We start from the raw sequence: 21,839 nt of genomic DNA on the forward strand, positions 1-21,839 counted from the left end.
TTTTAGAAATTCTATTTTTATTAACTGAGTTCAGCTATCAAAGAAACTTCGTAATTACCTGTAAATATTCATCTAGGACTTTTTGGTTATTCTCAACAAATTTTAAAGCTTTTTCACGATAAGCTTTAAGTTCTAGAGAATTATTAGGGCTAAGTAGATATGTTAGTTTGGTTAGTAAATCTTCACCGTTTTTGATTTGGATAGCTGCTTCATTTTGCAGTACGCCTTTAGCGATATCGGTGTTTTTACTCATATCGGGACCGAATATAATACAATTAGAGAAATATGCCGCTTCTAAAATATTATGCCCGCCTTGTTTAAAAGAACCGCCGATAAAAGAAATTGTAGCTACGGAAAAAAACAATCCCATTTCACCGAATCTATCAACTATATAAAGATCGTCGCTTAATACAGGTAAATCATTTTGCGATTTAGCGGTAGCGGATAAATTATGTGACTTACAATTATCGATAATTGATTTAATTCGCTCAGGATGTCTTGGAATTAATATGATATAGCAATCTAAAAACTGCTCTTTTAGGTTTTTTATTATAGGCAAAATCACCTCTTCATCTTCGGGGTGAGTGCTGGCAAATACCACGATTCGCCTATTGTCTAAATGTAAACTTAGTTTTGATAACTCTTCTTGATTAACTGGAAGTTTTTCGTTGGCAAATTTAATATTACCTAAATTAACTGTATCTGATACGCCAAGTTCATTGAATTTTTGTAAGTCACGCTCGCTTTGCACGATAATTTTACTGAAATTTTTGAGGATAAGCTGAAAGAAGCTTTTTCTTTTTAGCCAAGCTTTAAACGATTTATCGGAAATACGAGCATTTACTAGCAGTAATTTACACTGCCTCGCTCCTTCATTAATAGTACACGGCCATAATTCCGATTCTATAAAGATACCTAAATTAGGTTGCCAATTTTTTAAAAATTTTCGAGTAAAAATAATATTATCTATCGGTAAAAATTGGTGAACTGCTATTTTAGGTAATTTGGCAGTTAATATTTTAGCGGAGCTGTTAGTCCAAGAAGTTACTAAAAAACGAATGTCAGGATAGCGTTTACTTATATTACTTATTAAAGTTAAAGCTGCCATTGATTCGCCGACGCTAGCTGCATGAATCCATATTAAGAAAGAGTTGTCTTGTCGATACTTACCTATAGCAAAACGTTCTTGGATGCGTCTTATATCTTCCTTACCTATTAATAAACGTATAAGAATTATGATGAAATAAATAGGTAATAATATAAAGCTTAAAGCATAATATAATAACATCATTTCTTTAAACTCTCTGTTAAGCTTGCTAGTTGTTTTTCAAGGCTTATATGGTTTTGTATTTTATTATTTGTGAGTTCTAAAGGTAAGCTAACTATGATTTTAATGATACCAAACGGTAGGGGTATTATTAATTTATCCCAACTTTTTAATCTGAAACATCTAGAAGTGGAGCTGACTATAGGAATAAGTTTTTTGTTATATCTATAGGCAATTTCGGTAATGCCGCTATTTACTTTATATACCGGTCCTTTAGGACCGTCCGGCGTGACTATTATATTTGCACCTTGAGATAACTTACCTATAATATTACGTAAAGCTCCAATTGGATTTTTATTAGTAGAACCTACTATCACTTTGCAACCGAATTTTCCTACTAAATCGTTTAAAATTTTCCCGTCTAAATGCGGTGATATTAAAGCATAGATATTTCTATGTCCTATAAACATAGCCGGGCTTAAGGCAAGCATATTATGCCAAAATGCAAAGATTACTCCTTGTTCGTTTAGGAATTTTTCCTTATTGCCGTTATCGTAAAATATAAATTTCTGCCTTGAAGTAAAATAAACAAAACGCAAATACCAATATAGTAAAATAGTAATTATACTAAGTACGTATTTATTATTTTTTAAAAATTTTTTAAAAACTTTCCGCATTGTTTGTTCTGCCAGTGTCATACCGCGGCTTGTACCTGAGGTATCCATATAAATATTTACATTGTTAATGTTATTTCTGCTTTATTAGATACCGCGGTCAAGCCGCGGTATGACATCTTAGTATTATAAAGCATCACAAGCTCTTTCAATCCTAATACAAGCTTCTTCTAGCTCTTCCATAGAAGTGGCGTAAGAGATTCTGAAATACCCTTCTAAGCCGAAAGCGATACCGGGTACTACGGCAACTTTTGCTTCTTCAAGTAAATATTCGGCAAAATCATTACTATTTGCAATAATTTTTCCTGATTTAGTTTTATGCCCAAATATTTTATCGCATTTAACAAATAAGTAAAACGCCCCTTCTGGCTTATAACACTCAAAATATTTTACTCTTTTCAAAATTGATAAAGCAAGATCACGCTTTTTTTGAAAATTTAAAGCATTAGGCTTTATATAATCTTGAGGACCGTTTAATGCTTCAATAGCAGCCATTTGACTTATTGAGCAAGGGTTTGAAGTACTTTGCGACTGAATAATAGTCATTGCTTTAATCAAAGCTTTAGAGCCTGCACCGTATCCTATACGCCAACCCGTCATAGAATAAGCTTTAGATACACCGTTTACGGTAAATATTCTCTCTTTTAAATCAGGTGCTATTTGGGCTAATGTATAAAATTTAAAATCATCAAAAGTAATATGCTCGTAAATATCATCGGACATTACGTTCACATGAGGATATTTTCTTAAAACTTTAGCAATATTTTCTAGCTCTTCAAAATTATAGCTTGCACCTGTCGGGTTACTAGGTGAGTTAATAATAAGCCATTTAGTTTTATCGTTAATTAAACGTTCTAAAGCTTCCGCACTTAATTTAAAATTATTTTCAATTCCGCAATTTACAAAAACAGGCATTCCTGTGCTAAGTGCAACCATATCAGGATATGAAACCCAATAGGGTGCCGGAATAATTACCTCATCCCCTTTGTCCAAAGATGCCATAAACAAATTATATATAACTTGCTTACCGCCGGTGCTTACTATTATTTCATCAAGTTCGTAATCTATATTATTTTCACGTTTGAATTTGTCTTTTATTGCTTGCTTTAAAAGCGGCATCCCCTCAACGTTAGTATATTTAGTAACGCCGTCTTTAATGGCTTTGATTGCTGCTTCTTTAATATTGTCAGGCGTATCAAAATCAGGCTCACCGGCACCTAGTGCAATGATATCAACTCCCGCTTTTTTAAGTTCAAGAGTTTTTTTTACGACTGCAAGGGTCGGCGACGGCTTTATAGAATTTAGTCTCGTAGAAATAATTGACATAATTTTGAGTCCGTATTAAATGAAAGCTATAGTAAAATCAGTAATTTCAAGAAATAAATATTAATTTTTATAATGAAATCTACAATTATATATTATAATTTGTTTAGGATTGACAGAATATATTAGTCTATGTTCGTGGTTAATTCTACGTGACCATAAACCTGATAATATATGTTTAAAAGGTTCGGGCTTACCTATACCTGTAAACGGTGCTTCTTGGATATTTTTTATTAGAAGTTTAATACGTTCATATTTTTTAATATCGTATTTTTTCCAATACGCTAAGTCCTCCGCTGCTTCTAGTGTCCACTCAATCTCAATCATCTAAATTAACTTTAGCAAATTCTCCTCTTTTTGCTTGTTCGATAGATTTTTTTATTCGATTAGCATTAGCCGGATTAGATAATAAATATAATGTTTCTTTTGTAGATTCATATTCTTCTTCGGTTAAAAGAATAATATTCTTATGATTCTTTCTTTTAATAAGATAAGGGACATGATCGTTTTCTACGGTATTTAGTACAGAGCTTAAGTTTTTTCTAAATGAAGTGCCGCTAATTGAGTTCATGAGCTACCTATGGATGTACATATAACATGTACATCCTAGCTTCAATTCCATTAATTTACAAGTAAAATTATTATTTTATTTAAAAATTTATCAAGATATGCTTTATTATAGTAAGTAATATTAATTTAGTAATTAAACTATGCTCGGTAAAATAAAAGACAAAATCAAACATTATTGCTTAACTATAATAAATATACCGAATTTTATTAAGAATAAAATTTTAGAATTTAAAAATTATATAAGTGATTGTAAATATAAATTCTCTCATTTAGCCGAAACTAATTATCAGCTTGGACTTGATCATTTATATAGAGGTAATTTAAATGATGCATTGCTTAGGTTTAAACTAGTCGATAAATTTTTTAATCCTAATGATTCTAAAGTATATTATCAACTCGGATGGGTTTATTTTTTAAAAAATAATTACAGACAAGCTATAGAATATTTAGAAAAATCTAATGAAAAATATAAAGCTATATTTATAAATTTTTTGAAAAATTATAAGGATATTACTGAAATACCGGGGGAAATTTGGGGAAAATATCGTGATTTAACTGCACAATATTATCCTACTATTTTTAATAACGATAAAAATATCCATCTCCCGTATAGGTTTGTTAATGATACACTCAAGCAGATATCTGATTTACCGGATAATTATTCTATTTTGGAACTTGGAAGTAATATAGGGCTGGTAGGTTATGAAATACAAAAACGTTTTCCGGAAAGTTTTACTTTAACCGGTGTAGAAATTTCTACTTTAATGAATGATTTACAAGAAACATATTACCCGAACACTAAAATTTACGATCAAATATATAATATTGCTATCGATGAATTTTTAAAACAAAACTCTAATAAATTTAATATTATTTTTAGTTTTTGCGGATTATCGTTTACTAACAATTTAATAGAATATTTTAATTTAATATACTCATCTCTTAGTGAACAAGGGTATTTTGCCCTTTGTTTACCGAACACGGCAAAGACACAATTTTCAGTAAAACGCAAAGAATTTATTTTTAACTTGAATGAAATAAATAATATTTTACAAAAAAATAATTTTACTATATTAAATTCGGAAGAAATAATACTAGCGGAAAACAATAAATATAGTATTATTGTTTGTAAGAAATAACATAAATCAATGAGAATTTTAATTATACTATCTATTATACTATGCTCATTATTCGCAAGAGCTGATCTTGAATATGTTGATAATGACATATATAACTATAATGGTGGAAGAAATGAAAACGGTTGCTTGGAAGTTTACGATCCATACGAAAAATTTAACCGTAAAGTGTTTGCATTTAATTCTGTACTAGATTATATAATATTGCGTCCTTTAGCAATAGGTTATAAGAATATCACGAATGATTACGTAAAAGCACGTGTTAATAGTTTCGTCAGTAATGTTGATACACCGCTTACGGCGGTAAATTACGGGATTCAGTTAAATTACGATAAAACTATGAAAAGCGTTTGGCGGTTTCTCATTAACACGACGCTTGGCATAGGAGGTTTATTTGACGTAGCAGGTAAAGTAGGTTTGCCGTCTGAACGTCAAACTTTCGGCAGTACCCTCGCACATTATGGAGTTGCCCCAGGTTCTTATTTAGTATTGCCGATAATCGGTAGTACTAACGCAAGAGATATGACGGATTCGGTAATTACTAATTATGCTCTTAATCCATTAATGTACTACACTCATAATGATTTTGACTTAGGAGTACTAGCAGTTAGTAAAATAAACGATCGATATGTTGTATTACCGTTTAGTGATTATGTGATGAAGAATTCTACCGATCCTTATGTGGCTATTAGATCAGCATTACATCGTGCTCGTGAAGCATCGGTTCAATATCCTGAAAATTTTAAATGTCCTAAACCCAAGAATTAATTAAATTAACGAGGATTATATGCAAAAAATTATTACAGGCTTATTTTTATTAGTTATGACGTTTTCCGCTTATTCTAGCGAGAAAGTGCCTGCTGGTTTGAATGATTATGTTACTAATTTAGTAAATGAAGCTTCTAGTATATTAAATGATAGTAAGCTATCTGAGCGAGTAAAAATTGCTAAAGCACGTGAGTTAATGTCTCAGAACCTAGATTTTGATTGGATGGCTAAATATACATTAGGCAGAAATGGGATAAAAACTTTATCAGGTGGGCAGGTTCAGGAATTCATCAAAGTTTACTCTAAATATGTTACTAAATCTTATACTGATTTAATAAAAGATTATAAAGGTGAACAGCCTAAAATAGTAGGAGTTCGTCCTTTAAGCTCGACCGATTTTATGGTTGCTATGAATATCGTTAGTAATAAAGAGCAAGACCCTATTAAAGTAGAATATCTTGTACGTGAAATGAAAGGGAACGGAAAAGATGTTTTTAAAGTTTCTGATATAATTACGGAAGGTGTAAGTCTTATTGGGGCTCAACAAGACGAGTTTACCGATACTTTAAAAAATCAAGGCTTTGAGGCACTAATACAAAAATTAGAAAGTCGTTCTTAATGACCCGATGTCATTCCTGCGAAAGCAGGAATCCAGAAAAAATAGTCTTAATATTGACAAAATAAACCTAAAAAAACAAGTTTTTTGTCGGTTTTACTGGGGATTCCCGCTTCCGCAGGAATGACATCGATATCCACGCAACAAAGTCCGTTTGCTAATAGCGTCAAACAACATAAATCACTCACATGAAAATCCTAGCAGGCAGTAGTAGTAAGTTACTTGCATCTCGTTTAGCTATAGCATTAAATATTAGATATATTGAGCCGAGAATTACCTATTTCAATGATTCCGAAATAAAAGTAGAAATTCAAGAATCGTTTCATAATGAAGATGTAATCATAGTACAATCCACATCAAAGCCCGTTAATGATCGCTTAATTGAGCTGTTCTTGCTAGTAGATGCAGCAAAAAAAGCAGTAGCAAATCGAATAATTTTAGTAATGCCTTATTTCGGTTATGCAAGGCAAGATAATATAAATTCTCAAAATATAATTCCTGCTAAGTTAATAGCAGATTTTTTAGAGAAGCTCGGAGTAAACCATGTAATTACTATTGATTTACATTCCGATAAAATAGAGAAATTTTTTAATATTCCTATTTCTAATCTTGAACCTATAAATTTATATATCCCGTTTTTAAGAACTTATAGCAATTTCGTTATAGTTGCACCTGATAAAGGAAGTATCAATCGAGTTCAAAAAATTAGTAATTTATTAAATATAGATTCAGCTTATATAAACAAAGAAAGGGATATAAATAATAATTGCGAGATGATATCAATAATAGGTTAGTGTAGAGGGCAAAAATTGCATATTAATTGATGATATTATAGATAGAGGCGAAACAATTGTAAAAGCAGCAAGATTTTTAAAAGAACATTCGGCTTTATCGGTTAGTGCTTTTATAACTCATGCTGTGCTTGCTGCCGGTTCTAAAGATAAAATTGAAAATTCGGTAATAGATAATATTTTTGTTACCGATACTATAGAAGTAGGTGACTTACCTCCAAAATTTCATATAATACCGGTAATGCCAATTATCGTAAAAGAGTTAAGAAATATACTATGAGCTTGTGTACTCTAGAAATAAATCTATCTGCAATAAAAAATAATTATCTTTTATTACAAGATATTTGCAAAACCTCATTAGTCGGTGCTGCCGTTAAAGCTAACGGTTACGGTCTTGGAGCAGTGCAAATTTCTAAAGCTTTAATAGAAGAAAATTGTAGGCATTTTTTTGTGGCCTCAAGTGAAGAAGGAGTGAATTTACGTAAAGCTCTAGCTTCGTGGCATGGCTCAAAAAACCCGCTCGGTGTCATACCGTGGCTTGACCACGGTATCCAGAAAAAAATTAAAAAAGACTGGATCCCGCGATCAAGTCGCGGGATGACAGAGAAGGAAGTGAGTCATGCAACAACGCCCAAAGCACTAGATAATGATGTTAATATTTTAGTTCTTAACGGCGTTTTTGAACATGATGCTTTAGAGCTTATAGAATATAATTTAACCCCTGTTCTAAATAACTTAAAACAAATAGAAATTTGGCAAAAATTTAGTAATTTGAAAAACCGATTATTGCCTTGTTATTTACATTTCAATACGGGGATTAATCGCCTTGGATTAACTCATAATGAAATAGAACAGCTAATTAATGATCGTGATTTATTAAAAGGGTTAGATTTACAATATATTATAAGCCATCTAGCTATATCCGAGGAAATAGATAATCCTTATAATCTAGAGCAATTAAACAGATTTAAAGCTTATTTACAATATTTCCCAAACGTTAAAGCAAGTCTTGCTAATTCCGGCGGCATATTTTTAGGACAGGACTATCATTTTGATTTAGCAAGACCAGGTGCTGCTTTATATGGGCTTAATCCTGTAATGAAAAATCCCGTAACCTTAAAAGCTCCTATAATTCATTTACAGAATTTGACACTAGATAGCCATATCGGTTATAATATGACTTTTACAACTAAGCGTGATAGTGTTATTGCAACGTTACCGCTTGGTTATGCCGATGGGTTTAGTCGTAATTTTAGCAATCAAGGAGAAGTATTTATTAATGGTCGCAGCGTTCCTATAGTAGGGCGAATATCGATGGATTTGATAAATATCGATGTTACCGATCTACCACCGCTTGATATTTTTCTAGGGCAGGAAGCGGAAATTATCGGAAATTATTGCACGCCCGATAAAATAGCGAGTATTATAGGTACTATAGGGTATGAGGTATTGACTAGTCTCGGTAGCAGGTATAAAAGAATTTATAAGTAATCGTCATTGCGAGGAAAAACTGTAAGTTTTGTACGTCCGCAATCTCAGGAGTATTACTTCACGAGATTGCCACGCAGCCTACGGTTGTTGCAAGGCATTGCCCGCATGGATCAATTTTACCTCTGTCATCCCGTGGCTTGACCACGGGATGACACAGTGGGTTTTACCGGTCCACGCAGCAATGCCTGTTCATGACGATTTAGATAATAATTATAAAACAAAAAAATATACACAAATGTTATTAAATATAGCTAATTCGGTCGGTAAACGTACTATAAAGTTTGCACAAAGTGTAGGTAGTTTTTCTCTATTTAGCTTTGCTGCCGTTAGCAGTATCATAAGACCGCCTTTATATTTGAGTTTAATCATCAGACAATTATTATTTATCGGGTTTCACTCGCTTCCGGTTGTTGCGATGACGACTTTTTTCTCAGGTGCGGTACTTGCATTACAGAGCTATACAGGCTTTTCTCGTTTCTCGGCTGAAAGTTCCATTGCAACGGTAGTAGTATTATCGCTGACTAGAGAGCTTGGACCTGTCTTAGCCGGACTAATGGTAGCGGGAAGAGTCGGGGCATCAATCGCCGCCGAAATAGCTACGATGAGAGTAACGGAGCAGGTAGATGCTTTATATACTTTATCTACCGATCCTATTAAATATTTAGTTTTTCCAAGAGTAATAGCCGCTATTATTACAATGCCTTGTCTTGTTTTAATCGGCGATATAATTGGTGTTATGGGCGGTTATTTGGTAGGGGTATATAAACTTGATTTTAATAGCACGGCTTATTTAACCAGTACTTTTCAGTATTTAGAACCGATTGACGTAATTTCCGGTCTTGTTAAAGCGGGAGTTTTTGGGTTTATTATTTCTATAATAAGTTGCTATAGCGGCTATTATTCAGGTAAAGGGGCTAAGGGAGTGGGAAGAGCTACTACCTCGGCAGTAGTAAATTCTTCTATCCTTATCTTAATCAGCAATTATTTAATAACCGAATTATTTTTTAAAGTATAAATATGAGTACAAAGGGACAATTTAAAATTAAAATTCGGTCATTATATAAATCATTTGCTAATCATAAGGTGTTAGACGGAATAGATTTAGATGTAAAAAAGGGCAGTTCATTAGTTATTTTAGGCGGTTCCGGTAGTGGCAAATCGGTTCTAATTAAAAATATAGTAGGACTGATTAAACCTGATAAAGGTAAAATTTTTATTGATAATGTAGAAATCCAAGATATCTCAAGTAAACAAAAATTTGAGATTATGGACGGTATAGGCTTTTTATTTCAAGGCGGAGCATTATTTGACTCCTTAAATATACGTGATAATATTACTTTCGAGACTAGAAAATTATCTAAGAAAGAAAAAAACGACCTTGCCGGTGCAAAGCTTAATTCCGTCGGTTTGTCCCCTAGAATACTTGATCTTTACCCTTCCGAATTATCCGGAGGAATGCAAAAAAGAGTAGCCCTTGCTAGGGCTATTTGTAGTACACCGTCGATTTTATTTCTTGATGAACCGACCACAGGGCTTGATCCTATAATGGCAAATGTTATCAACGAATTAATTATAAAAATCCAAGAAGAGTTAGGGGCAACTACGATTACTATAACTCATGATATGATTAGTGCCGAAAAAATAGCTAAAGAAGTAGCTATGATTTATCAAGGAAAAATTAAATGGTACGGTAGTAAAGATGAAATGCGTAATAGTGATAATCCTTATTTAAAACAATTTATAAATGGATTAACTACCGGTCCTATAGAGGTATAAAATGTTTAAGAACTTATTATGTATAATAATATTTCTAGGTATAAACCTAAATGTTTATGCTATAAACTCTAACTCTTATACGACAGATGATATAATAAAAATAGTAATTATTCTTGGAATAGTTATTTTAATTTTTAGTCCTGCAAAATTCCGTATAATCGTTATCGGTACTATGTTAGGCTTGGCCTGTGCCTATTTCACATATAAATACATCGTACCTATCTTTATTTCTTCACTAAACGGACCGTAATTATCTCTTGACACTAGGGTAGGATTACTTTATATTTTTTATCTATTGTATATACTCAGATAGAACTTCAAGAATTGGCTACGTCGTTCTACAAGATCTGCGGTACTCACGTATTAAGTATACGCTCCGCTCCTCGACTTGTGAACCGATTACTCTTTTTGAAGTTGATCTTCGTATATGTCTTCATTTACTTGGAGTATATTTTATAAGTTTTAAGGTATTTAGCTTATGTCACGTAAGTGCGAACTCACAGGTGTGGGTGTTTTATACGGCAACAATGTATCACATTCTCAACGTAAAACTAGAAGACGTTTTGAGCCTAATTTAAGGTCAGTTAAGTTTACAAGTGATATAACAGCCGGAGAATATAGATTATCGGTTAATGCTAGATGTATTAGTTCAGTGGAAAAAGCCGGCGGTTTTGATGCGTATATTCTAAAAGCCGATGATAATGTTTTATCAAGTAACGCTAGAGCTATTAAGAAAAAAATAATTCAGACTAAAACGGCAAAATCATTATGAAAAGCGGTATACATCCAGAATATAAAAAGTTTTTGATTAAAGTAGGAAGCGATGTTTTTGAAACAATGTCTACTCATCCTACAGGTGAAATTTTAATGGATGTTGATTTTAGAAAGCATCCGGCATGGAATAAAGATTCCGGAAATGTAGTAAATCAATCGAACAAAAGTGTTAGTGATTTCAATAAAAGATTCTCAGGTCTTTCTTTCGGTGGTAAGAAAGAAGCTAGTTAAGCTTTGTTTGTGGATACTAAAGGTCGTCTGAGCTACGGAAATTGCATAGCAATTGTACGCCCGCAATCTCAGGAATTTATTATTATTTCATGAGATTGCCACGCAGCCTACGGATGCTCACAATGACTACTCGGTATCTATGCAAGAATGACACTAGCAATATTCGCATATATTGGACTAAATCACAATATAACACAGATAAATCGTCAATTCTCAATTATTGCGGGGTGGAGCAGCTTGGTAGCTCGTCAGGCTCATAACCTGAAGGTCGTTGGTTCAAATCCAGCCCCCGCTACCATATTTGATAAAATAACCATATAAAAACTTGTTTTTATATGGTTATACTGGATTCCCGCCTATGCGGGAATGACATTGAGTAGGCTTTTTAAGCCATGTAAAAAGTATTCAGTCAGTTTGCAATGATGACTCTGTATCTACGCAGCAATGCCTAATTACATCCAATACGAAAGCAAATTATGACTACTCAGAAAATAGTATCTACAAAATCATCTGACGGCAGTAAGCTTTTTCGTCATCAAGCTAAATTTGTAGCTGGTGCTATGAATATAAATCAAATCCCCAATTTTTCATTACCGGAAATTGCTTTTGTCGGTAAGTCAAATGTCGGTAAATCAAGCCTAATAAATACGATATGTAATAATAAAAATCTTGCTAAAGTTTCTAATACTCCTGGCCGTACTAGGCAAATCAATTTTTTTAACCTTGCAGATAAACTTATTATAGTTGACCTTCCCGGTTATGGTTTTGCTAATGTTCCTATATCAGTCAAAGAACAGTGGGAAGTGTTAATTAGTTATTATTTACGAAATAGTTATAATTTAAGGTTAGTTAACTTATTGATTGATTCAAGAAGAGGTATAAAAGAAAACGATAAGAAAGTAGCAGAGCTATTACTTGCAAATAAAAGAGAATTTCAAATTATTTTCACAAAATCCGATAAAGTTACGGATCGTAAAAACCTTAACGATGAAGCACAGAATTTTCTTGCAACTTTAAACTACTCATGTAATGTTATGTATGTAAGTAGTAGGAGTAAAGAAGGTGCAAGAGAACTTAAAGCTAGTTTGGCAAAATGCATCAAACCTCAAAGGTAAAGAGGTAGATAGTATTTCTTCATTAAATAACATTGCTATAATTAAGAATATAATAAAGTGTAGTAGTGAGCTGAAGAATCAAGCAATAGTTCTAAAATTACCTGCTACTATTATTATTGACAATAAATTATTTACGGCTTTTATTGAATCTGTTAGATTGCTTGAGATGTGCGGTGCTAAAATATATATAGTACATGATCATATTGATTTGCGAAGTTCGTCTTTAATATCACAAATAGATGAAAATTTTAGTCAGAAAATTAGTAAAATAAGCGACTATAGTTCTCTAAATAATCCTATTATTATGGAAATTTTATCTAGTTACGTTAACAAGCTTATAGTAACAAAGTTAAGTAGTATAGGTTGTTATGCAGTTGGTATTTCAGGTAAGGATGCTAATTTACTGCAAGTAAAAAAGTCAAAATTATCTCACCGAAAAATTGTAAATCATGATGTTATAAATATTGGTTTTTTAAGTGAACCTATTATGATTAATCCGGAAATTTTATTAAATTTTGAAGATAATAATATTATACCCGTGATAGCACCATTTGCTAATGATGATCAGGAAAAAACGCATTTATTAAATGTTAACTTAACGGTAGCAACAATTGCTTCTGCATTAAGTGCAGAACATTTAATATTGCCATATCAGATATTACAGGTATCCGAGACATTTCCGTATAATATAAAAATACGAGATATCAACTTATTGAAATCAATGTTAGATGATAGTAATAATTTCATCGAAGAAGAATTAATTAAGATAGCAGTTAATGCACTTGAAAATAATAACGGTTACGTACATTTTGTGAATAGTGAAGTACCGAATTCAATATTGTCAACTATGTTTGATATTAATATAAATTAATAGAGGTTTTTTATGGCAGGAGCATTAGAATCCGATCTTTTATTTGTAGGGTTAACTAGACCGCCGATGATATTTGGAGTAAGTATTAAGTTTGCTGCATTAAATATGATAATGACGATGATAGTATTTATTTGGAATAACGGCATTATGATTTTATTCATTGCAGCTGCTTTGCATTTGGTAGCTTATATTATATGTTTTAAAGAACCGAGATTCATAGAGCTATATTTAAATAAAATGTCAAGAACTAGCCAATGTCCTAATAAATTTTACTACGGAGCAAATTCGTATAATATTTGAGTTTTATGTCATTCTCGCGTGGATGCTAAACCTACTCGATGTCATCCTCGTACAGGCGTGGATCCAGAAAAAAGGTATAACCGACAAAATAAATCAAAATAGTTAAATCAGGTGAGGTAATGAAGTTATTTAGAACTAGAGCAGCTAAAGAATTAAGGTCTAAACAAGAAAGACCAACTTCGCATTTTATTCCTTATAAATGTCATTGGGATAGTAATACTATTTTAACAAAAGATAATTCTTTATTACAAGTTATTAAAATAAACGGATTTTCTTTTGAAACTGCTGATGATGAAGATTTAGACATTAAAAAGAATGTCAGAAATGTCTTACTTAAAAATATGGCTTCGGGAAATATCGTTATGTATTTCCATACTATTAGAAGACGTAAAGCAGTAATATTTGACGATACGGAATTTACTTATGATCCTACCGTAAAAGTCCCTAATGATTTTATTACTTATTTAGGTGCGGAATGGCGTAAGAAACATGCGGGTGCTAGGTCATTTTTTAACGAATTATATGTTAGTATTTTATATAAGCCTGATACCGGCGGTGCTGTTATAGTTGAGTATTTTCTAAAGAAGCTTAGACAAAAATCTAATAAAACCGCTTGGGAAAATGACATGAAAGAGATGAAAGAAAATCTTCAAGAAATGTCAACTAGAGTGTTTAATACATTCAGAAGTTACGGAGCAAGATTACTTGGAGTTCGTCAAACGCAGTCAGGTAGTTATTGTGAAATTTTAGAATTCCTTTCATCTTTAATCAATTGCGGCGATTCACCAGGTCCTATAGCATTACCGCGTGGTACTATTGACGAATATTTACCGACTCATCGCTTATTTTTTGATTCTCGTACTATTGAAGCAAGAAGTCCGCTTGGCAAAAAATATGCCGGAATGATTAGTATACTTGAATACGGGCCTAATACTTCAGCAGGAATTTTTGACGGATTTCTGCAAATGCCTTTTGAATTTGTCATGACTCAAAGCTTTGTCTTTGCTAATAGAACCGTAGCGATCGGTAAAATGCAATTACAGCAAAATAGAATGATACAATCCGGTGATAAAGCTACTTCGCAAATTGCTGAAATTAATACGGCCCTTGATATGGCCACTAGCGGTGATATCGGTTTCGGTGAGCATCATTTATCGCTTTTATGTTCTGCGAATAATATTAAAGCTTTGGAAGATATATTATCAATGGCAGCAGTTGAGCTTTCTAATTCAGGAATTCAGCCGGTTAGAGAAAAAGTTAACATGGAACCTAGCTATTGGGGACAGTTGCCGGGAAATATGGATTATATAGTACGTAAATCCACTATAAATACTCTTAATATGGCTAGCTTTGCCTCACAACATAATTATCCGCTCGGTAAAATTAGAGATAACCATTGGGGAGAATATGTCACAGTACTTGATACTACTTCAGGTACGCCGTTTTATTTTAATTTCCATGTAAGGGATGTTGGACATACTCTAATTATCGGTCCAACTGGTGCCGGTAAAACAGTTCTTATGAATTTCTTATGTGCGGAAGCACAAAAATTCAAACCTCGTATGTTCTTTTTTGATAAAGATCGAGGAGCAGAAATATTTATACGTGCTTTAAACGGAGTTTATACGGTAATTGATCCGGGATTAAAATGTAATTTTAATCCCTTGCAGCTTGAAGATACTAGTGAGAATAGAACATTTATTTTAGAGTGGCTTCGTGTACTTGTAACTTCTAACGGTGAAAGTTTAACTGCACAAGATAATAAAATCTTATCGCAAGCAGTAAGCGGTAATTTTAGATTAGAGAAAAAAGACAGAAGGCTTAGTAATGTTATAGCATTTCTTGGTATTGATACACCAAATAGTTTGGCAAGTAGGATTGCAATGTGGGTTGGTAAAGGTTCACATGCTAAGATATTTGACAATGAAGTAGATGATATTGATTTACAAAAAGCAAGGGTATTCGGGTTTGATATGACTGAATTACTTAAAGACCCTGTAAGCCTTGCACCGGTATTGTTATATATTTTCCATCGCATTAATATCTCTTTAGATGGACAAAAAACTATGATAGTACTTGATGAAGCATGGGCTTTAATAGATAATCCGGTATTTGCACCTAAAATCAAAGATTGGTTAAAAGTGTTGAGAAAATTAAATACTTTTGTTATATTTGCTACGCAGAGTGTTGAAGATGCCGCAAAAAGTAGAATTAGTGATACGTTGATTCAACAAACAGCTACGCAGATTTTTTTACCTAATTTGAAAGCTACGGATATTTATCGTAGTGCATTTATGTTAAGTCAGCGAGAATATATTTTAATTAAAACTACCGACCCTACTACACGTTATTTTTTAATAAAACAAGGAATAGATGCCGTAGTTGCTAAAGTTAACTTAGACGGTATGAATAATATAATTAGTGTTTTATCCGGCAGAGTTGAGACTGTAATATTGCTCGATCAAATTAGAGAGAAATACGGCAATGATCCGGATAAGTGGTTACCTATATTTTATGAAGCAGTTAAAACATTATAGATTTAATGGATACCGAGTCGTCATTGCGAGCAGTCGTAGACTGCGGGGCAATCCAGAAAAAGTAATAAAAAAATTCTGTAAATTAGAATTTTTTACTGGATTGCTTCGTCAAAATTTTCAATTTTTTCTCGCAATGACGTTAAAAACTATCTCATACGAGGCAAGTAACTAGTCATGAAATTATTTCCTCGTAGTATACTTATAACATTAGTATTAAGCTTTGCCCTAAATTTAGGGCTAGTTACTAAAACCCATGCCAAGGATACTCTTGATAGCATTGTAGATATTTTGAGTGGCTTAACTTGCGAAACCCAAGGCGTAGGCGATCTGCTGCGTACTGAATTTTCTCATACATGTATTATTGCTCCGTTCTTTACTTTTGCGGTAATGAATCTTGTCTCTCCCGTTTTATATATGAATACGTTTTTAAAGCTTAAAATAAACGACAGTGATTTATTTAACGATAGTAATTTTGGAAATTTCCCCGGAGGTCAATGTACTCGTGAAAACAGAATTGATCCTAAAAATCCAGAATTACGCTTTGCTTTATGTAATAATGCTAAATTAATTGTATCTCGGGCAAAATCTGTTGCTGAATCGGCACTTGCTATTGCTAAAGCTGTCTTAACAGGGGGCGACCCTTGGGATGATATAAAGAAAGCGTGGGAAAATAAAAAAAAGGAATATCATATTCCATATAGTGGTAAGCCCGGTGATGACGGTTTTGCATTTGATGTAGGCTTCCCTGTAATATATTGGAAAGTTATTCAAGATAAAGATAGAATATGTGTTTCAACAAAGGGGTTTACAGGAGACGTCCCAGTCGGCTGTAAATATATGAAAGAGCCGTTTCCGAAATCCATGTATAATAGTTTTATGGATGTAGCAGATAAGGATTTTATTCAGGATCCTAAGGAAACGCCTACCGATCCTTTAGCTTTAGTTTCCTGTAGTGCAGCAGGCGGCGGATGTTATCAAAAAGCTTATAATGCTTCAAAAACTGCAGTAGTCATGACTTCTCCTCTTATAGAATGTATGAGGCAAATGATTGCTAGATTACTAATTAGTAAAGATGTTTGTAGTTTTGATAATGTAGAACAAGTGGTTAATTTGGCTTCAAGGCAAGATAGTGCATTATTTCAGTTCCAAGTAGGAATGTATAAAATAGTTACGGCTTTTCTAACTTTATATGTTATGTTTTTTGGCTTTAAACTATTACTTGCAGGTGAAGTACCGCCAAAAAGTGAGTATATAAATTTTATATTGAAAATGATATTCGTAACTTATTTTTCAATAGGAATTAATATAACCCCTGGTAATGGCTCTCCGTATGACCGACTAGACGGTATGATTCAGTGGGCGTTTCCTTTCTTACTTGACGGTATAAACGGTTTAGCAAGTTGGGTTATGAATGCTGCTCCGTCCGGTTTATGTAAATTTAACAATCTTTCTTATGACGGTACCGTTTCTTATATTGCATTATGGGATGCGTTAGATTGTAGGGTAGCTCATTATTTAGGGCTTGATATATTATCTACGTTACTTGTCGAAAATGCTTATCGAAGCCATGATTTTTTAAATTTTGATTTCTTTAGTTTTAGTGCTCCACCATATATTTATTTGCTAATTCCGGCGATAATCTCCGGTAATATGATTTTGGTGTCACTCGCTCTTTCTTATCCGTTACTTGTGATTTCGGTTGCTGCCTTTATGGTTAATGCAACGATTATGTGTATGATATCTATAGTAATACTCGGTATTTTAGCTCCTCTTTTTGTACCGATGTTTTTATTCACATATACACGAAATTATTTTGATAGCTGGGTTAAGCTGATGATTTCGTTCTTGCTACAGCCTATGGTGGTAGTTACTTTTATGATTACGATGTTTTCGGTATATGATTATGGTTTCTACGGTAAATGTCAATATAAGAGCAAGTTAATTCACAATAGTATAGAAAATCTTGCACAGAGCGGCGGTACTTCAAGTCGTGATGTTTTGATATTTTATATTAATAATGATTGGGATGATATATCACAATATCCTGATAAAGATGCCGTAGAAAGCTGTCAAAATAGTTTAGGTTATATGTTAAATAACCCGATTACCACGGCATTTAATTTTGCAAAAGATAGTGTAAGTGAAATCGTCGATAGTAAACCGGGAGATACCCCTACTGATAAATTTCTTGCTAAATTCCAGTTTTTATCGGGAGTAGTTTTGGGACCCGGAATGTTTTTCATGTCTCCAAAAGTGCTTTTTGAGAAAATTAAAAATATTTTACTTGCGTTAGTTACGGCATGTTTTACATTGTATTTGATGTATAATTTTAGTAGTCAGCTAGCTGAATTTGCTGCAGATATGACGGAAGGAGTAGCTCTTAATAATGTTGCTATAAAACCGCAAGCAATATTTAAGGCAGGTATGGCAGCCCTTGCTGCTGCGGGTACGGCAACTAAGGGAGTAGATCAGATAGCAAGTAGAGGAGGAGTTGGTGATTTAAAAGCTGGTCAAGATGGAGGAGTAAGTGATAATATTGCTACGAGCGGAGGCGGAGGACCAAATGATAATATTGCTGCAAGCGGAGGTACGTCGGCACCTACGGTAACAACACCGACAGCTTCGTCTTCTATAGCAACTTCTAGCCCAAAAACAGTAAGTAGTGAAGCAAGATCAGATGTTGTTACTCCTCCTCCTGCTCCTCCAGAAGCTGTTTCACCACCGCCTGCTAGTATTAGAACTTCTATTTCTACACCTGCACCGCAAAGTAATATTGAAACTGAAAGTGTTGGAAAAATCATAAGAGATAATAATCAAGAAAGTAAAAAAGAGATTGATAATACTCCGCCTCCACAGGAAAAAGTTGATAATGCAGCTCCACAAGAAAAAGTTGACAGCACAAGTAAAGGTACAGGAGTAATTGATTATAGTTTTAACTTAAAGGAACATGAAAATCCGGCAGGAGTAAAGCAAATACGGGAAAATGCAGAGATTCGGGATAAACGTGCAGAAGTAGAGAAAGCATGGAACGAATTAGTAGCAAGCGGCGGAGGAAGAATAAGAGATCAGCAAGGTGAAGAAACATCGGAGCGACGCACGAATGCGGAAAAGAAATGGAATGAATTAGTCGATAGCGGTGTAGTAACTGAGATAAGAGAAAGAGATAATAGTGTAACTAATAAATTTGATAAATTAGCTGATGAACTTAATAAGTCAGAAAAAGCAAAGGTAGAAGAAAATAAAAATATAGAAAACGACAGAAAAGAAGATAATACTACTACGTCACCGCAAGAAAAAGTTGACAGTACAAGTAGGGGTACAGGAGTAATTGATTATAGTTTTAACTTAAAGGAACATGAAAACCCGACAGGAGTGAAGCAGATACGGGAAAATGCAGAGATTTGGGATAAACGTGTAAAAGTAGAAACAGCATGGAATGAACTAGTAGCAAGCGGAGGAGGAAGAGTAAGAGAACAAGAAGGAGGAGAAGTATCAGAACGACGTGCAAATGCTGAAAAGACATGGTATGAGTTAGTAAAAAGCGGCGTAGTAACAGAAAAAAAAGATAATAGTTCTAATGAAAACTCTTAAAACCTTAAAGATATTTATTATAGTTTGTATAGCGTCTGTAAGCTTAGCTAGCTTTGCCGGCTTTGGAGAATCATGTTCTAGTTTACCGACTACTTCAGATGGGTATTTAGAAACGGACACGGCATATGGCTATATAATTCGTAATATTGATATGAAAGATCCGAGAGGTAATTGTAACTCAGCTGCATCTAGTATAACGTTTTGTTTTAAAAATATAGAAGGTAGTAGTAGCCCTTGCACCATATATAATTTAAATGAAGGGGACTCTAAGAAAATTAGTGATTTAAGTACTGATAATAATCCTGATCTTGGAGCAAATCCTGTATTAAAGAATATCGTTTTAACGGTTAAAAAATGGGATAATGATCTATGTTTAGTTATGCCTACGTCAAGAGGACCGATGCCGGTAGCATGTAAATCTTTAAGTGCTACTCCGCCGCCTACTCCGCCTGATGATGAAAATTGTAATATAGGAAAAAGTTGCTATACGGGAGCAAATTATAGTCAATCGTTAATTAATTTTTCCGGTCTTGCAGTTCAGTGTTTGAGCGAAACGCTTAATAAAATATTTTTTGCCGGAAATGGTTGTAGCTCTCAAGATCAAAATTCTAGAATAACTAATCTTGCTGCTTTTTCTACGTTTCAAGGTTATTTAAAGAGAATTATAGGTGCGGCATTAATTCTTTATACTATGTTTTTTGCCTTTAATATGGCTCTAAATAAAGAATATGCAAGTACTGAAAAAATAGCTCTTTTTGTAATAAAGTTCTTATTTGTTGCTTATTTTTCTATCGGTCTTGGACCTTTAGATTTTAGCGGCGGTCAGCCGACAAAAGAAAACGGTATGTTAAAATATGGATTACCTCTTTTGACGGGGGCAGCACCGGACTTTGCACAGATGATCTTTAATTCAGCAGGTTCTAGAGGATTATGTCAATTTGATAATTCAAAGTATAAGGATGGTTATAAATTTTACGGTTTATGGGACGCAATTGATTGCCGTATAGGTTATTATCTTGGCTTGGATTTACTTTATAATATAGATAAGAATGGAGTTTTAGGGAATTCAGTCGGCAATGGTCCCAGTGGTAATAATACACCTATACCTAATTTTGATCCTGACGGCAAAAAAGACAGACCGAAAGATTTAAGTAAAGCAGGAGCACTTAGATTTTTTACCGTTATGTTTGGATTCTTTATGGCCGGAAACGTTATTATACTTGCAGCAGGTCTAGTATTTTCTGTAATATTTTTATCTATACTTTTATATTTTATTACGCATTATTTAGTTTGCATGATTACTATTTACGTTATGACATATATTTCTCCTATATTCATTCCTATGGCTCTATTTACTCGTACAAAAGCTTATTTTGATGGGTGGTTAAAAGTATGTATTTCATGTGCATTGCAGCCGGCAGTAGTAGCAGGTTTTATAGCTTTATTAATAACTATGTATGATTCTGCAATATTTAAAAATTGCGAATTTCTTAGATATGATTATGAAAAAGGTGATATTAGATTTAGTACTTTTGAGTTAAGGCTTCCTGTCGGCGGGGCAGATGAATGTCAGAAAAGCTTTGGATATAAAATGTTAGAATATTATGCAGGTGAAGGTTGGGAAGAGCATTTATTGATAATTTTCCCAATAAAATCAATTGTTAGAGATGTTGTATCTATTTTAGCGGAACTTTTGTGCGTATTAGTATTTTCGGTTATTTTTTATTACTTCTCTAAATCTATAGGGCGATTTGCTTCTGATTTAACTAATGGTCCTAATATGGATGCAGTAACGGCAAGTCCAACTAAAATCGTTGATTTAGTAAAGAAAGGAACAGCTTTCCTTAAGGATGCAGCCATGGCTTCACAAGGTAAGCCGCCGGTAGGAGATAAGCCGGATGTTGGAGGTAAACGCCAAGAAGGACAGAAAGGAGATGATGCACTTGGTACAGAAGGAGGTAGTAGTGCTAAAGACGCCTTATTGACGGGTGGAGGTAAATAATAGAAT

22 protein-coding genes and 1 tRNA gene are annotated in these 21,839 nt (G+C 33.4%); 18 read left to right on the plus strand and 5 right to left on the minus strand.

Translation table 11 applies throughout. From position 1 onward, the window contains the following. Positions 1-37: 37 nt before the first annotated feature. The 5 genes from waaA to AC5587_RS01640 form a co-directional block, all read right to left on the minus strand. Complete coding sequence (gene waaA, locus AC5587_RS01620) at positions 38-1,291, minus strand: lipid IV(A) 3-deoxy-D-manno-octulosonic acid transferase (RefSeq protein ID WP_499162641.1); 1,254 nt, start codon at positions 1,289-1,291, stop codon at positions 38-40. Beyond that, positions 1,288-1,944 carry a lysophospholipid acyltransferase family protein gene (locus AC5587_RS01625; RefSeq protein ID WP_499162971.1) on the minus strand — a complete coding sequence of 219 codons (657 nt, stop codon included), beginning with the start codon at positions 1,942-1,944 and terminating at the stop codon, positions 1,288-1,290. The genes waaA and AC5587_RS01625 overlap by 4 nt, the downstream gene beginning before the upstream one ends. A gap of 123 nt (positions 1,945-2,067) precedes the next feature. Next, positions 2,068-3,267 (minus strand): pyridoxal phosphate-dependent aminotransferase, encoded by a 1,200-nt coding sequence (locus AC5587_RS01630; protein ID WP_499162642.1) that lies wholly within the window; start codon positions 3,265-3,267, stop codon positions 2,068-2,070. A 60-nt stretch (positions 3,268-3,327) separates the two neighbouring features. After that, the gene (locus AC5587_RS01635) at positions 3,328-3,591 is read right to left on the minus strand and encodes a Txe/YoeB family addiction module toxin (RefSeq protein ID WP_410527181.1); all 264 of its coding nucleotides are present in this window, start codon (positions 3,589-3,591) and stop codon (positions 3,328-3,330) included. Further along, a complete protein-coding gene (locus tag AC5587_RS01640) occupies positions 3,584-3,835 on the minus strand; it encodes a type II toxin-antitoxin system Phd/YefM family antitoxin (RefSeq protein ID WP_014391803.1) in 252 nt (83 codons plus the stop codon). Before AC5587_RS01640 ends, AC5587_RS01635 begins: the two co-directional genes overlap by 8 nt. 139 nt (positions 3,836-3,974) lie before the next feature. Here AC5587_RS01640 and AC5587_RS01645 point away from each other — a divergent pair, with 139 nt between their 5' ends. The 18 genes from AC5587_RS01645 to AC5587_RS01730 all read left to right on the plus strand — a co-directional run bounded on the left by AC5587_RS01645 (position 3,975) and on the right by AC5587_RS01730 (position 21,833). Continuing rightward, positions 3,975-4,973, plus strand: a complete 999-nt coding sequence (locus AC5587_RS01645; protein WP_499162643.1) for a methyltransferase domain-containing protein — start codon at positions 3,975-3,977, stop codon at positions 4,971-4,973. Positions 4,974-4,982: 9 nt separating this feature from the next. Continuing rightward, positions 4,983-5,738, plus strand: a complete 756-nt coding sequence (locus AC5587_RS01650) for an MlaA family lipoprotein (RefSeq protein WP_499162644.1) — start codon at positions 4,983-4,985, stop codon at positions 5,736-5,738. Positions 5,739-5,757: 19 nt separating this feature from the next. Next, positions 5,758-6,357, plus strand: coding sequence for an MlaC/ttg2D family ABC transporter substrate-binding protein (locus tag AC5587_RS01655; protein WP_011270432.1), 600 nt, complete (start codon positions 5,758-5,760; stop codon positions 6,355-6,357). 185 nt (positions 6,358-6,542) lie between these two features. After that, positions 6,543-7,148 (plus strand): ribose-phosphate diphosphokinase, encoded by a 606-nt coding sequence (locus AC5587_RS01660; protein ID WP_499162645.1) that lies wholly within the window; start codon positions 6,543-6,545, stop codon positions 7,146-7,148. Between the two features lie 55 nt (positions 7,149-7,203). After that, entirely contained in the window at positions 7,204-7,425 is a 222-nt protein-coding gene (locus tag AC5587_RS01665) for a hypothetical protein (protein WP_499162972.1), read from the plus strand. Further along, complete coding sequence (locus AC5587_RS01670; protein ID WP_499162646.1) at positions 7,422-8,636, plus strand: alanine racemase; 1,215 nt, start codon at positions 7,422-7,424, stop codon at positions 8,634-8,636. The genes AC5587_RS01665 and AC5587_RS01670 overlap by 4 nt, the downstream gene beginning before the upstream one ends. Before the next feature lie 235 nt (positions 8,637-8,871). After that, positions 8,872-9,651, plus strand: a complete 780-nt coding sequence (locus tag AC5587_RS01675) for an MlaE family ABC transporter permease (protein WP_410527189.1) — start codon at positions 8,872-8,874, stop codon at positions 9,649-9,651. Between the two features lie 2 nt (positions 9,652-9,653). Then, positions 9,654-10,412: an ABC transporter ATP-binding protein gene (locus tag AC5587_RS01680; protein WP_499162647.1), complete on the plus strand. Its 759-nt coding sequence runs from the start codon at positions 9,654-9,656 to the stop codon at positions 10,410-10,412. Position 10,413: 1 nt separating this feature from the next. Further along, positions 10,414-10,662 carry a DUF5510 family protein gene (locus AC5587_RS01685; RefSeq protein ID WP_499162648.1) on the plus strand — a complete coding sequence of 83 codons (249 nt, stop codon included), beginning with the start codon at positions 10,414-10,416 and terminating at the stop codon, positions 10,660-10,662. Between the two features lie 228 nt (positions 10,663-10,890). Next, entirely contained in the window at positions 10,891-11,184 is a 294-nt protein-coding gene (gene rpmB / locus AC5587_RS01690) for a 50S ribosomal protein L28 (protein ID WP_004996729.1), read from the plus strand. Next, on the plus strand, positions 11,181-11,417 hold the full coding sequence (gene rpmE / locus AC5587_RS01695; RefSeq protein WP_014412015.1) for a 50S ribosomal protein L31: 237 nt from the start codon (positions 11,181-11,183) through the stop codon (positions 11,415-11,417). Before rpmB ends, rpmE begins: the two co-directional genes overlap by 4 nt. A gap of 221 nt (positions 11,418-11,638) precedes the next feature. Further along, positions 11,639-11,715: transfer RNA gene (locus tag AC5587_RS01700), tRNA-Met, on the plus strand. Between the two features lie 178 nt (positions 11,716-11,893). After that, positions 11,894-12,532, plus strand: a complete 639-nt coding sequence (gene yihA / locus AC5587_RS01705) for a ribosome biogenesis GTP-binding protein YihA/YsxC (RefSeq protein ID WP_499162649.1) — start codon at positions 11,894-11,896, stop codon at positions 12,530-12,532. Further along, entirely contained in the window at positions 12,480-13,403 is a 924-nt protein-coding gene (locus AC5587_RS01710; protein WP_499162650.1) for an amino acid kinase family protein, read from the plus strand. The genes yihA and AC5587_RS01710 overlap by 53 nt, the downstream gene beginning before the upstream one ends. Before the next feature lie 12 nt (positions 13,404-13,415). Beyond that, positions 13,416-13,703, plus strand: coding sequence for a type IV secretion system protein VirB3 (locus tag AC5587_RS01715; protein WP_499162651.1), 288 nt, complete (start codon positions 13,416-13,418; stop codon positions 13,701-13,703). Between the two features lie 119 nt (positions 13,704-13,822). Next, the gene (locus tag AC5587_RS01720; protein WP_499162652.1) at positions 13,823-16,240 is read left to right on the plus strand and encodes a VirB4 family type IV secretion/conjugal transfer ATPase; all 2,418 of its coding nucleotides are present in this window, start codon (positions 13,823-13,825) and stop codon (positions 16,238-16,240) included. Between the two features lie 174 nt (positions 16,241-16,414). Continuing rightward, entirely contained in the window at positions 16,415-19,831 is a 3,417-nt protein-coding gene (locus AC5587_RS01725; RefSeq protein WP_499162653.1) for a TrbL/VirB6 family protein, read from the plus strand. After that, a complete protein-coding gene (locus tag AC5587_RS01730) occupies positions 19,818-21,833 on the plus strand; it encodes a TrbL/VirB6 family protein (protein ID WP_499162654.1) in 2,016 nt (671 codons plus the stop codon). The genes AC5587_RS01725 and AC5587_RS01730 overlap by 14 nt, the downstream gene beginning before the upstream one ends. Positions 21,834-21,839: the final 6 nt, after the last annotated feature.

The sequence above is a fragment of the Rickettsia endosymbiont of Hedychridium roseum genome (genome assembly GCF_964028255.1).
Lineage (GTDB): Bacteria > Pseudomonadota > Alphaproteobacteria > Rickettsiales > Rickettsiaceae > Rickettsia > Rickettsia asembonensis.

Bases quoted from the DNA above. Each gene is read 5' to 3' on its own strand.
- waaA (WP_499162641.1), bottom strand. From the start codon at position 1,291: ATGATGTTATTATATTATGCTTTAAGCTTTATATTATTACCTATTTAT.
- AC5587_RS01625 (WP_499162971.1), bottom strand. From the start codon at position 1,944: ATGCGGAAAGTTTTTAAAAAATTTTTAAAAAATAATAAATACGTACTT.
- AC5587_RS01630 (WP_499162642.1), bottom strand. From the start codon at position 3,267: ATGTCAATTATTTCTACGAGACTAAATTCTATAAAGCCGTCGCCGACC.
- AC5587_RS01635 (WP_410527181.1), bottom strand. From the start codon at position 3,591: ATGATTGAGATTGAGTGGACACTAGAAGCAGCGGAGGACTTAGCGTAT.
- AC5587_RS01640 (WP_014391803.1), bottom strand. From the start codon at position 3,835: ATGAACTCAATTAGCGGCACTTCATTTAGAAAAAACTTAAGCTCTGTA.
- AC5587_RS01645 (WP_499162643.1), top strand. From the start codon at position 3,975: ATGCTCGGTAAAATAAAAGACAAAATCAAACATTATTGCTTAACTATA.
- AC5587_RS01650 (WP_499162644.1), top strand. From the start codon at position 4,983: ATGAGAATTTTAATTATACTATCTATTATACTATGCTCATTATTCGCA.
- AC5587_RS01655 (WP_011270432.1), top strand. From the start codon at position 5,758: ATGCAAAAAATTATTACAGGCTTATTTTTATTAGTTATGACGTTTTCC.
- AC5587_RS01660 (WP_499162645.1), top strand. From the start codon at position 6,543: ATGAAAATCCTAGCAGGCAGTAGTAGTAAGTTACTTGCATCTCGTTTA.
- AC5587_RS01670 (WP_499162646.1), top strand. From the start codon at position 7,422: ATGAGCTTGTGTACTCTAGAAATAAATCTATCTGCAATAAAAAATAAT.
- AC5587_RS01675 (WP_410527189.1), top strand. From the start codon at position 8,872: ATGTTATTAAATATAGCTAATTCGGTCGGTAAACGTACTATAAAGTTT.
- AC5587_RS01680 (WP_499162647.1), top strand. From the start codon at position 9,654: ATGAGTACAAAGGGACAATTTAAAATTAAAATTCGGTCATTATATAAA.
- AC5587_RS01685 (WP_499162648.1), top strand. From the start codon at position 10,414: ATGTTTAAGAACTTATTATGTATAATAATATTTCTAGGTATAAACCTA.
- rpmB (WP_004996729.1), top strand. From the start codon at position 10,891: ATGTCACGTAAGTGCGAACTCACAGGTGTGGGTGTTTTATACGGCAAC.
- rpmE (WP_014412015.1), top strand. From the start codon at position 11,181: ATGAAAAGCGGTATACATCCAGAATATAAAAAGTTTTTGATTAAAGTA.
- yihA (WP_499162649.1), top strand. From the start codon at position 11,894: ATGACTACTCAGAAAATAGTATCTACAAAATCATCTGACGGCAGTAAG.
- AC5587_RS01715 (WP_499162651.1), top strand. From the start codon at position 13,416: ATGGCAGGAGCATTAGAATCCGATCTTTTATTTGTAGGGTTAACTAGA.
- AC5587_RS01720 (WP_499162652.1), top strand. From the start codon at position 13,823: ATGAAGTTATTTAGAACTAGAGCAGCTAAAGAATTAAGGTCTAAACAA.
- AC5587_RS01725 (WP_499162653.1), top strand. From the start codon at position 16,415: ATGAAATTATTTCCTCGTAGTATACTTATAACATTAGTATTAAGCTTT.
- AC5587_RS01730 (WP_499162654.1), top strand. From the start codon at position 19,818: ATGAAAACTCTTAAAACCTTAAAGATATTTATTATAGTTTGTATAGCG.